At 45.6% G+C, this 12,412-nt stretch carries 9 protein-coding genes; 2 read left to right on the top strand and 7 right to left on the bottom strand.

Annotated features, from left to right (window positions below):
- Positions 1–6 precede the first annotated feature (6 nt).
- The 6 genes from F0316_RS07060 to hcp-2 form a co-directional block, all read right to left on the bottom strand.
- Positions 7–645 (bottom strand): LysE family translocator, encoded by a 639-nt coding sequence (locus F0316_RS07060; RefSeq protein WP_000236663.1) that lies wholly within the window; start codon positions 643–645, stop codon positions 7–9.
- Between the two features lie 87 nt (positions 646–732).
- Entirely contained in the window at positions 733–1,464 is a 732-nt protein-coding gene (locus F0316_RS07065) for a DUF2931 family protein (RefSeq protein WP_000753349.1), read from the bottom strand.
- The gene (locus F0316_RS07070) at positions 1,461–3,590 is read right to left on the bottom strand and encodes a phospholipase effector Tle1 domain-containing protein (protein ID WP_149560348.1); all 2,130 of its coding nucleotides are present in this window, start codon (positions 3,588–3,590) and stop codon (positions 1,461–1,463) included. The genes F0316_RS07065 and F0316_RS07070 overlap by 4 nt, the downstream gene beginning before the upstream one ends.
- Positions 3,587–4,375 carry a DUF4123 domain-containing protein gene (locus tag F0316_RS07075; protein ID WP_149560349.1) on the bottom strand — a complete coding sequence of 263 codons (789 nt, stop codon included), beginning with the start codon at positions 4,373–4,375 and terminating at the stop codon, positions 3,587–3,589. Before F0316_RS07075 ends, F0316_RS07070 begins: the two co-directional genes overlap by 4 nt.
- The gene (locus F0316_RS07080; protein ID WP_149560350.1) at positions 4,372–6,423 is read right to left on the bottom strand and encodes a type VI secretion system Vgr family protein; all 2,052 of its coding nucleotides are present in this window, start codon (positions 6,421–6,423) and stop codon (positions 4,372–4,374) included. The genes F0316_RS07075 and F0316_RS07080 overlap by 4 nt, the downstream gene beginning before the upstream one ends.
- A gap of 127 nt (positions 6,424–6,550) precedes the next feature.
- Positions 6,551–7,069: a type VI secretion system effector Hcp-2 gene (hcp-2, locus tag F0316_RS07085; RefSeq protein WP_001142930.1), complete on the bottom strand. Its 519-nt coding sequence runs from the start codon at positions 7,067–7,069 to the stop codon at positions 6,551–6,553.
- Between the two features lie 287 nt (positions 7,070–7,356).
- On the opposite strand from hcp-2, the gene F0316_RS07090 reads away from it, so the two are divergent.
- Together F0316_RS07090 and F0316_RS07095 are read left to right on the top strand one after the other, a co-directional pair.
- The gene (locus F0316_RS07090; protein WP_000991030.1) at positions 7,357–8,841 is read left to right on the top strand and encodes a carboxypeptidase M32; all 1,485 of its coding nucleotides are present in this window, start codon (positions 7,357–7,359) and stop codon (positions 8,839–8,841) included.
- A 221-nt stretch (positions 8,842–9,062) separates the two neighbouring features.
- Positions 9,063–10,799, top strand: a complete 1,737-nt coding sequence (locus F0316_RS07095) for a methyl-accepting chemotaxis protein (protein WP_149560352.1) — start codon at positions 9,063–9,065, stop codon at positions 10,797–10,799.
- Positions 10,800–10,873: 74 nt separating this feature from the next.
- Here the strand turns inward: F0316_RS07095 and vceB are convergent, their stop codons facing one another.
- The gene (gene vceB / locus F0316_RS07100) at positions 10,874–12,409 is read right to left on the bottom strand and encodes a multidrug efflux MFS transporter permease subunit VceB (protein ID WP_000019058.1); all 1,536 of its coding nucleotides are present in this window, start codon (positions 12,407–12,409) and stop codon (positions 10,874–10,876) included.
- Between the last annotated feature and the right edge of the window lie 3 nt (positions 12,410–12,412).

Below are 12,412 nucleotides of genomic sequence, written 5' to 3' on the forward strand. Positions count from 1 at the left end.
TACACGCTAGGCTTGAGGTTTCTCTAAGAGAAGTTTGATACCTAATGCGACCAAAACAACTCCCGTTGTACCTTCCATCCAACGCATAAAAGAAGCGTTTTTCAGAAGGTTTTTAGCGCTACTCAAAGCACCGGCTAAACCACATTGCCATACCATCGCAATCGCAAAATGAATCAACGCCATCAGCAAAGATTGCGCTAACGGTGAATAGTCAGGATTAATAAATTGAGGCAGAAAAGCTAAGTAAAAAACGGCAGTTTTCGGGTTCAGCACATTCGAGAGAAAACCCTCACGCAGCGATCGGGTTAAGCGAAATTGTGCATGAGCTAGGCTCGCAACCTCAATGCCCTGCCCTGTTTTCATTAATGAGCGTAAGCTCGAAATACCCAACCAAATTAGGTAGGCCGCACCAATCATTTTAACGATTTGAAATAGCTCAGCCGATTGGGCAAGAATCGCAGAGATACCAATGGCAGAGAAAGTCGCGTGAACAAACAATCCAAAACAGATACCTAAGCTAGTTGTACAACCATCCGCAAACCCAGCCCGCGAGGTGTTACGGATCACCAAAGCAGTATCTAGCCCCGGTGTTAAAGTCAAAATAGTAATAGCGATAAGAAAAGCTTCGAAATTCTGGATAACCATATCAATCCTTGAAGGAAAATCAGCAAGCCTTTCTTATACCGCAAAGCCTCTCATGTGTCTTATGAAGATTTTTCAACTCACGCTAAGTTACTCGCCAAGCGTTTTAATCTCATTGATGGAATAGACTTTATTCACTTTATCCCAAGGGATAGGCTCTAGCTCAACACCTGCATCCTTAGCGCGTTGCTGAACATCAGCAAAAGAGGAAGATTTCCGATAAGAATCAAATTTAACGCCATTACTGTCACGATCAAGTATTTCGTCAGGAGCTAACTCCGTAAGATAAATAGTCTCACCACAGCCACTCAACCACACCTTAGCTTGCCCATTAGGCAGAAGACCAAAGACAAATCGAGTACGATAACAAGATTCAAAGAACTCACCATCGCTTCGAGTATAACCGACCTCTGTCGCACTCAACTGTTTTACGTTGTCAGGAATATCATATTTAGTGACATAAAACTTAGTGTCGAATAAAGAAACCCAATATACATAGAGTGTATCAGGCAAGTGATTGGTTCCGGTACCAATTTGGTTTCTGCTTGTAATACCTAATGCATGTGGAAGACCAAATCCGTCATAGTCTGGAAATCTATTACGTATATACTCAACATCGCTATCACTCACAAATGTCATAAAGTTGTGAATTAAGACTGTCCAATCCTCTTTATTATTTACTCCATAAACTTGTGTAACTCGTACTGGATAAAAAGAAGGCATAGTAACACCGACATACCAAGGCTCACCAGGAACTGATGCAGCATTAGACGTGCAAGCATTTACTAAAAATAGGGATAGAATTACCAATGTCTTTTTCATTTGCCTTCCTCACAAAAATAACTTGCTCTTTTATAGCAACCAGCTCTTTCATCCCAGAGTGGTGACATCCCAATATCATCCCCCGATGAATGGTGAAAGAGATTCAATTCCATGAAACTTGCCTTTAGTTCTGGGATTGAGAGTTTCTGTTGCAACGCTGAATATTCCCCATGTTTAGCAAGTTCTAAGATTTTTTGATTAAGATCGGTAAATAAACCGCCATAATCCTCAACGTTATAATCTACTCTTTCAGGGTCTTGCCATAATTTTGCATTATTATCTGAAATCGGAACTCCATGAAACTCTGCCAAACCGTACATTAAACGTAAGTATAAACGTGAGAGGTCGCCTTCTACTTGACGTTGAATATAAAGTTTGCCTGTCACTCGCCCACCATCGTTCTTACCTTCTTGGCGAATGTCCAACGGTTCAATCACGTAATCCTCTTCTTTCCACCCCGTAAGCCTATCTCGTACTTTATATTTTTCTAGCTCATTTAACACATACTGCTTAGTTTTCTCTTCGTCCCAGCGTTCGGAAAACGTACGACTCACACGCTTAACAAGCTTCTTCTCTAAAACAGGTAACAAATAGTCTGGATTGTCAAAACTGAGCCTAGAGTGATAGCCGCCCCCAATATCTGAGTGAGCGCCTGGCAAAACAAATTCATGAAAATGTTCTTCATCCGTAGAATTAAGATGGTTCAAACTAAAGTTATCTCGGCATTCAATGGTCGGTTCCGCAGTTAAATGTACAGCACGCCTGACTCGTCTAGGGTCAATCCATAGTCTTACATCACCATTATCCGTGTGTGTATTGAGATCTAGGCCCAAAGGGGAATTTTTAGAAAAAATATTGACTACTGAGGCCACTGTATCAAACAAACCAGAAAAGGTAATTTCACAATTGGCTTTTAATTCATTCGATTCATTCCAATCGAAACCATACACTAGCGGAAATTTAGCTTCCTGACATGCTTTTGAAAACGTAGTCGAAAATTCACCCTTTTCACCATCCAGCACCACATTCACAAAATGCCTTGCTGCGGCAGCTCCTCGACTAAACCCAAATACATCGAGTTGAAGCTTTTCGATTCCATCTGCTTTTATTCCGAGTTCATCTTTGACTATAGTCGCTACTTTATCCATATTCTTAGAAAGAGCTTCAATTCCCGTTGTAACTTTAGCCGTTACTCCATACTTACCAATTCCTAAGCCTTGCCCGACAACGATCGACTCATCTGCAGGAGCAATCGCGGTGCTATTTCCCGTACCAATCCCAGTGATATACTCAGCATGGCTAAACATATTTTTTTCTTTAAAAAATTTGTCTTGAGAGTATAAATCGAACAGTTTTTGAACATTGGTTAATTCATTACTTGCACTACCCGCAACCGTTTCCATTTCTCCCTCATCATTTTTAAATAAGGAGAGAATAAAATTGTCTTTTTTCGGATAGGTAAAACAATCATTAGAAAGTGCCGTAATTGGAACTTCTTTTTTTGTTCCATTACCGTTTTTGGAATTAATCTCGCATTCAGCATCGTACTTTGCTTTCCATTTACGATAATAATTTTCTAATTGTTGTTTTCCCCATTGGGCGCTGTAGGTATTGTTAGCGGTACCATCAAAGAACATTCCGACTCGAAGAGTAATAAACTTGTATGCCCTAACTTGAAGAATATAGGTTTTATCTGTAAAGAGTTTTAACGTTCCGGCTTTGCCTTTTTGATGGTTAGTTGGCAATACGATCTCTTGCGGTAATTTGGTCAAATCACCCGTCGTAATTTCTTGATAAACCACCGGGCCACTCTTGTGGGCACTGTAACTGCTAGAAAACTCTTCAACCGGTTTAGCTGTCTCTTCATTTCTTGGGTGACTTTTATCTTGCGCAGCTTTTAACCACTGATCGTAATCCAACTCAATTTCAACAGGACCGGGCGCAAGATTTTCAATCAGGATAGGTGAAGCATTAAGTTCAATTGGATGCTTATTTTTCATTGCGTCAATCAAAACACCACTCACACCTTCAAAGGGCTGGTTATGTTCATCCCGCACAATAATTTCAATCCAATGTTTGAGATTCTCACAAGGTTGACAATGTGGATGGGCACCTGTGCTACTCATGCTAATTTCTCCCGAATTTGCATTATTTCCTGAAGTTCTTGTTGATTAAGATGAAGAGCATCACTCATCTGCTCTAGAGTGGTTAATGAGGCTTTCCACAAGTGATTTAAAACTAAGTACTCTGCATTATCGTGCCCCAAATTAGCCTTCTTAGCTTCATCTAAAATGGTTTTAATCGATTGTTGTGGCTCATCAAGCTGTTCCATTACGTAAGGAAGCTTTTCCCAAAAACGTCGTTCTAAAACTTGGGCATGCACTTCGGTTCGATAAAGTGGCATCAAATGATAAGGCTGAATTTTCCACCAAGGGGCAGGTTGATAGATAAACTCGAAACTACGCGTATTTCCCCATTCCTGAAATACTCCTTGCTTAACGGCGGCTAATTTTTCTACCGGCCCTAAAAAATCGTTACGTTCCAGATCTCGCATCGCATCCAGCATAGGCAAAATGACCTGCCTATTATAAAAACGAAACAGTACTTCTTCGCCTTCCAGTGCTGCAACCAAAAGGCTTTGGAGATGGCTTAATAATTCACTTGTAGAACTATGACTGGTTAAGAAAATACCTTGCTGTAACAGCTCATCCGACAATTCCAGCACCTTGTCGGAGACAGGAATTAACCAAGGAGACAAACTCATCACAGGAGCAAATGTCTCGCCGTGAAATAGAATCTGAGTGCCGTCAAATCCTATTCCGTTATTCGCTGCGATGACGCATTTAAAAGCTTGTTGATCTAATAACCAGAAGGTGGGTGTTTTTTGCTCCATTAGCCACTGCTGAATCATGAGTTTGCTCCCGCTAAAGGACACACCTTCACCGCAGGAACATTCGCTTGCTCGGCCTGTAGCAACGCTTGGTAAGAGAGGGTTTGCGGTGGAGCCAGTGTCACGGCAGGCTCTAAGCCGCCCGGTAAGGCGGGCATTGCACCGCCAAAGCCGCTACCACTTCCGGCACTGCCGCCGGAATTGAGATTGACCAAAGCACCGGACAGATGCACCCCAGCCGGATCGACTTTAACAAAGCTGCCGCCCGCTTTAACGGTAATCTCGGAGCCCGCTTCAATCACGACTTTCTGTCCCGCTTTTACATGGATCTCTGTACCCGCTTCATTGACCCAAACTTTGCCTGTTTTCACATGCAGCGAGCCTTCAATACTCAGCACTTGCTCGCCAGTCACCGCTTCTCGACTTTCCCCTTCCACCGTCAGGTGTTGGTTGTGCTTAATCTGGGTGAACTGGTCGTTTTCAACCGTCAGATGTTGGTCGTGACGAATGACCGTGGTATGGTCGTTTTCAATCAAACCATCGAAGTCTTTCTGCGCATGCAGGTAGATTTGCTCTTTGCCCGCTTGGTCTTCAAAACTGAGCTCGTTAAACCCTTCCCCTTGGTGCGTCTCGGTGCGCAGCACGGTTTTGGTTTTGTGCTCTGGCAAGGTGTATGGCGGCGTGTTGGTCGCGTGATAAGTGCGTCCGGTAATAATGGGCTGGTCTGGGTCGCCGTTTAAGAAAGAAACAATCACTTCATGGCCGATGCGCGGAATGGCGATAAAGCCGTATTGGCTGCCCGCCCAACCTTGCGACACCCGTACCCAACAGGAGCTCTGCTCGTTACCGTTCGAGTAGCGGTCCCATGGGAAATGGATTTTCACGCGCCCGTGTTCATCACAGAAGATTTCTTCCCCTTCAGGGCCAACAACCGTCGCTATCATTGGGCCATCGACTTGCGGTTTAGGTTGTGGCTCGGCGCGCCAGTGAAGATGGCCCGGAATTAAGCTGAACTGGTTGTTGTAGGTCGTTGCACCACTGCCGCCCTCTTCTTGTAGCGCTTGCGGCTGCTCACCTTGGTGGTTAATAGAGACCACCACCCAATCGCGGTTCATCGCGGGGTCAAGGTGCTCTTGCAGGTCAAACTTATAGCCGGCACGCAGTAGCGGCTCGTTACTCTGCCCTGCAGCAGTGTGGGCATGGCGGCGCAGGTAGTCTAAACGGATTTGGCTAAAGGCGGCGCCGTTCACATCATCTTTGTAGCGTCCCGGCGCATCAAAATGTTGGTAGCGGGTTTGCTGATAATCCAGCTCAGTGCCCAGCACGGTTTGTAAAAACGAGTACGCCGGCTTTTTGAAGCTGTAGTCTTTGAGTTGAACTTCGCTCACTTCCGCTTGGGTGCGATAGGTTAAGCCGTGGATGTACGGCGTATCCATCGTGCCGCCCGCTAAAGCGTTGTACGGGATGGGCTCCGGCAATTTGCTTAAGCTGTCACTGGCATCACTGAAATAGAGGGTATGTTTGCCCGCTTCATGGACAAAGCTGTACACCAAGCCTTCTTCGGCAGCGAGGCGGTGCAGAAAGTCGATATCACTTTCACGGTACTGCACACAAAACTCACGCTGCACGCAATCACGCTTGAGTGCAAAAGCGTAATCGTTGATGCCCATCTCTTGCAGCAAGATAGAGAGAATTTCAGGGACAGTCTGCTTTTGGAAAATGCGGCTGTTGTGGCGCAGGGATAAGCGCTCTAAGGCAGGGACTAAAGTGAGTTCGTAGAAGGTGTGGTGATGGCCGATATCGCCTTGGCTAAAGGCACGTACAATGCCGTGCACGCGCTGCACCAACTGTGAATTGCGGTAAAGCTTGAGCTCAGCACGCTTATCGACCATCTGCTCAGCGGTCAGATTGGATACCCGACTCGCCAGTTGCACTTCGTAGCGAAACCCATAACAGGCTTGCCCTAAAAAAACACTATTAGAGAGTGACTCCTGCCCGTGAAAGCCTCTGACCACCAGAGTCTCATCTTCCAGCCCTTCCACCTCAATGCTGTACGCTAATGTCGCCATCCTGCCTTTCCTTCCCCTACATTAAAAATGGCAAAACCTTAAACCCACAATACCGCGCCAAACGATACTCTGGGTTTAAGGTTCACAGCCGCCCACCCGAAGGTGAGCGACATTCTCGCAGCGTAAATTACGCTTCGATTGGCTTACGCCAGTCATCAGAGCCTGAGGTGCCCGCGTTAACGTGGTCCCAAGTGATTTTGCGGTATGACAGAGACACAGTCACATTCTGAGTAAAGTCAGATTTTGCTGGGTCTTGGCAGTGTGGCATTTCACAGTGGATATCGACGATAGACGCGTTTTCCAGCTTAGTGGTGAAGAAGTTTTCTTGTTTGCCTTCGATAGAGGTACGGTACCACTTCAGCTCAACCGACTTCAGCTTCTCACCTGAAGAGAGCGCGTTGTACAGCAGAGGAACCGCTTTGTTCAGCGCCACAGTGAATTTGAATGGCTTGTGCACACGTTGGCCTGAAGGCTGACCAGATTGTGGGTCAGTCGGTACGGTTACGACGTGGTCAAACTGCTGAACCAGCATCTCATCTTCGTGGCCTTCAACGAATGAATCGCCGATAGAGTCAGCAGTACATGCGCCTGCAGTGATAAGACCCTGAGTTTGGCCTTCGATAGAGATATAACATGGAGTTGGCATGGCTATTTCCTTTCAATAAATCATTTTTAAATAAATGAATGAGTTAACGCGCTCTGCGCACCGTCGCGATACAAAGAGCAAGTGGGATGCCAACTTTTACACCATTCAAAATCAATAAGTTATAGAAATAGTCCCATCAACAAAGCAAAAAGCTGCCCAACGCTGAGCAAGATCTTGCTTGGCGGGCAAAAATCCTCTTGATGAAAAAACGCGCTTCTGATCACTTGGTTATCTGCACCTTGATTGATACACTTCGCTTTCGTTTATCGTCACGGAAGGCTATTTCCATGAATGCGTTCAATAAATTAGTAAAACATTCTAAAAAGATTTCTAACTTTAATCATTTGTCGTCCATCGTAGGTTGGGACCAAGCCGCCGTCATGCCCAGTGGCGGTGCTGAAGCGCGCTCACAAGCCATGGCAGAGCTTTCTGTGCATATCCATGGCCTAATGACCCAGCCACAACTGGCTGATTGGTTTGCCGAGGCAGAAAGTGAAACGCTCAATATCGAGCAGCAAGCCACCCTGCGCGAAATGAAGCGCCAATGGCAACAAGCGACGGTTCTGCCTGAAGCCTTAGTCGAAGCGCAATCCCTAGCTGGCTCCAAATGTGAACACGCTTGGCGTAGCCAACGCAAAAATAACGATTGGGCAGGTTTTGAGAAAAACTGGGCGGAAGTGGTCAAGCTTTCTCAAGAAGAAGCGCAAATTCGTGCCGAAGCAACTGGGAAAACCCCTTACGATGCGATGCTGGAGCTTTATGAGCCGGGCACAACAACCGAACAGCTCAATCGTGTATTTAGTGATGTGAAAACTTGGCTACCAAGCTTAATTGATGTGGTGATTGAAAAGCAGAGTAGCGAAAGCTTTATCGCACCTAAAGGCCATTATCCTGCTGAAAGCCAAAAAGCGCTGGGGCTGGATGTGATGAAGCTACTTCAGTTTGATTTTAACCACGGCCGACTTGATGAAAGTGTGCACCCCTTCTGTGGCGGCGTACCGAGTGATGTGCGCATTACCACACGCTACAACGAAAGCGAGTTTGTGCAATCGCTGATGGGCATTGTGCATGAAACTGGCCATGCGCGTTATGAGCAAGGTTTACCTAAGCATTTGGCCGGCACTCCGGCTGGCGAAGCGCGTTCGATGGGCATTCATGAATCACAATCTCTGTTCTTTGAGATGCAAGTGGGTCGTAGCCCTGCGTTTATTGCCCATCTAGCTGAACTGGCAGGCAAACATTTTTCGGCGATGAATGATCCGGTCTTCCGAGTGGAAAACATTCAAAAACTTTACACGCGCGTGCAGAAAGATTTTATCCGCGTCGATGCGGATGAACTCACCTACCCAGCCCATGTGATCCTGCGTTTTGAAATCGAACGAGATTTGATGAACGGCAAGATCAAACACACTGATGTGCCAGAACTTTGGGATCAAAAGATGCAGGCTTATTTAGGCCTAAGCACCAAAGGCAACGATCAAAATGGGTGTATGCAGGATATTCACTGGACAGATGGCAGCTTTGGTTACTTCCCAAGCTACACCTTAGGTGCCATGTATGCGGCGCAATTTATGGCGGCCATGAAGAAAACCGTGGATGTGGATGGCGCGATTCGCCGCGGCGATCTCTCACCGATTTTTACTTGGTTGTCTGAGAATATTTGGAGTAAGGGCAGCTTATTCAGTACCGATGAATTGGTTAAACAAGCGACGGGGGAAACCCTCAATCCAGAGCATTTTAAAGCTCATTTGAGTCAGCGCTATCTGAAGTAATCTTTCACGAACCCCACGAAATGTGGGGTTCTTTATTTCCTCAAAATCTCACGTCTTCACTGTCATTTTTCAGCGCAAACTAGATAATTTTTGTAAATGAATGCAACGTAATTGCAACAATGACACAGCTCACTTAATATGTGACCCGAACTTTTGTATGAGTTTATCAACGGCGCAGGAAATGCCGTTCAAATCGATCACTTTTAAGGATGTAAAGTGCTATGGCCCAACTCTCGTTTAAAAACAAGATAATTGCGCTGATCATCGCGATTATCTCGCTGACCATCATCACCTCGTATTTTAGTGTTAACTATTTTATCAGCGATTACATCAAACAGGCGGATAGCCAAAACATCACGCATAACATTGATTTGATGCAACGTAAGCTTGAAAACGAACTGAACAGCAAATTAGCTCTCGCACAAAGCCTGAACTTCAGCATGATGGATATTGGTGAAACTAAAGCGAGCTCTGGATTCAATAAAATCATAAAGATCGTCAACGGATATGCCTTTGATGATACGGGCAATATGAGCGAAGAAGATGCACAGCAGTATGTGAGTCTCGCTGAAAATCATGGTGATGCTGTGATGGTTAGCCCTGTGACATTCAATGAGGGACAGCCGACGATTACCTTTTCAGTCAAGCGTTTCGATGAGTCAGTAGATTTCTTCGTGTTCAACCTTTCCACCTTTAGTCAAATGATGACCGATTACGCAACCGAGGGCAGCTTTGCGGAATTGATGGCTAATGGAAATGTGATTTTCTCGGATAAGCAAGGGGTAAACCTCACGCCCATTACTCGTCCAATCAATTTTGCTGGACAAGATTGGCAGTTGATTGGCTACATCGATTTAACCGCGATTCAAGTCAATACCGATCAGCTCAACTGGAAAATTACCCTCGCGCTTTTAATCTGTGCCTTCGTCATTATTGTTGCCAGCGTGACTATGCTGCACGTTTCATTTAAGCCATTGAGCCGCCTTAACACTTTGGTTGCCAACCTATCACAAGGTAATGGTGATCTAACCCAACGTCTCGCCGTTGAATCAAAAGATGAAATTGGTCAAATCTGCAACTCCATCAACCTTTTCATTGAAAAACTGCAGCAGATGTTTATCGACGTAGCTGACTCATCGAAAGAGATTGATCGTGCCGTTGTACATTTAAGCAACCAAGCTCGTTCCAATCTCAATACGCTTAATCAACATACGCAAGAAACTGAACAAGCGATTACCGCCATTGAAGAGATGAGTGCTAGCGCAGGCTCTATTGCGCAAAGTGCGGATGATGCCGCACTACTTACCGAACGAACAAATCGTTATGCTGATGAATCAAAACAAACCGTTACCGAAGCTGTCAACAGTGTCAATGGACTGGTGAACCAAGTCTCCTCGATGGCAGAAACTATCACGCGTATGAGCGAGGACACGAAGCAAATCAATTCCGTATTACAAGTCATCGGCGCGATTGCAGAACAAACTAATCTACTGGCGCTCAATGCGGCGATCGAAGCTGCTCGTGCTGGTGAACAAGGCAGAGGTTTTGCGGTAGTCGCTGATGAAGTTCGTGCATTAGCCTCTCGAACACAACAGAGCACTTCGCAAATTAATGACATGCTCGCGACCTTAAAAACCACGACAGAAAACGTAGTAAAAGAGATGGACTCAACCCGTATTCATTGTGAAGAAACCGCTGAACGCACCAATCATGTGATGGATTCGCTCAATGTGGTGACTGATTCAGTCGCTGAAATGAATAATCTGAATACTCTTATCGCCACATCAGCGATGGAGCAGCGGCAAGTTACACACGAAGTGAGTAAAAACATGGCGGCAATTCAAGAGATGGTGCGTAAGCTCAACATGAATGCCGCGCAAGTCACCTCGGTCAGCAATGAGTTGCAAAATACCTCACATGCATTGAGTGATGTGGTAGGACGGTTTAGAGTTCAATAACGCTTTAGTCTTCACCACATTCATAAGCTCGAGAGAATAAAGGCGTAATGCCATGTGTATTACGCCTTTGACGTTTAATGAACAGCAGAGGTATCCACCGCTTGCTTGGGTTTTGGCGCAAACCAAATCATGCAGGCTGCAAATACAAAGATCAGTGCAATCACGATAAACAACTGGTTGGTTGCCACCATCACACTCTGATTTTGCAATATCCAGTCCATCGCAGAGCGCGTCTGCTCGGCACTCATTCCTGAATTTTGCATCGCTTGTGTCGCAACACCCGCTTTATCAGTTAAGCCTGCCAACTCAGCATGCACATAACGTGTTTCATGCTCCCATGAAGTGTTGATCATTGAGGTGGCAAACGCACCGGACAAGGTTCGGATAAAGTTCATCAAGCCTGCAGCTGATTCCATTTCGTGCGGTTTGACACTACCAAGGGCTATCGCAGTCAATGGCACAAAGAACAACGGCATGCCGATGCCTTGGAAAAATAAAGGCCAACTGATTTGCGAAAACGTCATATCTACTGTGTTAAAGCCACGCATGAAAGTCCACAGTCCAAGCCACATCACGCCAGCAAAAACAAAGGGCCGAGGGTCAAATTTCGAGGATAGATTGGCCACTATCGGTGCCAAAAATACCGCTAGAATCCCCATACTGGCGGTAGCGTGGCCTGAGATGGTCGCTGTATAACCCATGTAAATTTGCAACCATAAAGGTGTTACCACAGAAATACTAAAAAAAGCGCCGAACGCGAGTGACAACGTCACCATACTAATACTGTAACCTCGATGTCGGAATACCTTTAAATCCACGACAGGGTTTCGCTCCGTTAGCTCCCAAATCAAGAATGCAATGAAACCAATCACAGCAATCACCGCCAAAAACACAATGCGCGATGACTCAAACCAGTCATGATCCTTACCTTCATCCAACATTAATTGCAATGCGGCGACCCACACGACCAATAACGCCAGCCCCACTTTATCAATTTTTGAATGCGTCGTTTTGGTTTCAAATTTTTTCAGCAATTTCCAACACAGTAACGCCGCGGCAATAGCGAAAGGCATTTTGATGAAAAAGATGTATGGCCAACTGAGTTGGTCACACAACACACCGCCAAGAATAGGTCCCATGATAGGTGCCACGAGCGTGGTCATCGACCAGATACCAATCGCAGCATGGCTTTTGTTTTTGGGGAATATTCGCATCATCAAGGTTTGTGAAAGTGGCATTAAAGGCCCTCCCACGAAACCAAGCAGCACTCGAAACATCACCAGCGTGCTCATGCTATTGGCTAAACCACAGAGTAATGAAAAAACACCGAATAACAGAAAACAGGTGACAAAGACTCGAATAGAGCCAAATCGCGAAGCCAACCAACCCGTAAGAGGTACCGAAATCGCCTCTGCGACCGCATAAGAGGTAATCACATAAGTCCCTTGGCTAGTTGAAGTTCCTAGGCTACCAGCGATATTGGAGACAGAGACGTTAGCAATAGTGGTATCCAAAATAGCGAGAAAGTTGGCCATTGCCAGACACAGGGCACCGAAAAACAGTGCCCATCCTGACAGAGGTTGCATCTCATTGTCAGCGTTATGACTCATGGA

Source organism: Vibrio cholerae (genome assembly GCF_008369605.1).
GTDB classification, from domain to species: Bacteria; Pseudomonadota; Gammaproteobacteria; order Enterobacterales; family Vibrionaceae; genus Vibrio; species Vibrio cholerae.

Bases quoted from the DNA above. Each gene is read 5' to 3' on its own strand.
- F0316_RS07060 (WP_000236663.1), bottom strand. From the start codon at position 645: ATGGTTATCCAGAATTTCGAAGCTTTTCTTATCGCTATTACTATTTTG.
- F0316_RS07065 (WP_000753349.1), bottom strand. From the start codon at position 1,464: ATGAAAAAGACATTGGTAATTCTATCCCTATTTTTAGTAAATGCTTGC.
- F0316_RS07070 (WP_149560348.1), bottom strand. From the start codon at position 3,590: ATGAGTAGCACAGGTGCCCATCCACATTGTCAACCTTGTGAGAATCTC.
- F0316_RS07075 (WP_149560349.1), bottom strand. From the start codon at position 4,375: ATGATTCAGCAGTGGCTAATGGAGCAAAAAACACCCACCTTCTGGTTA.
- F0316_RS07080 (WP_149560350.1), bottom strand. From the start codon at position 6,423: ATGGCGACATTAGCGTACAGCATTGAGGTGGAAGGGCTGGAAGATGAG.
- hcp-2 (WP_001142930.1), bottom strand. From the start codon at position 7,069: ATGCCAACTCCATGTTATATCTCTATCGAAGGCCAAACTCAGGGTCTT.
- F0316_RS07090 (WP_000991030.1), top strand. From the start codon at position 7,357: ATGAATGCGTTCAATAAATTAGTAAAACATTCTAAAAAGATTTCTAAC.
- F0316_RS07095 (WP_149560352.1), top strand. From the start codon at position 9,063: ATGGCCCAACTCTCGTTTAAAAACAAGATAATTGCGCTGATCATCGCG.
- vceB (WP_000019058.1), bottom strand. From the start codon at position 12,409: ATGAGTCATAACGCTGACAATGAGATGCAACCTCTGTCAGGATGGGCA.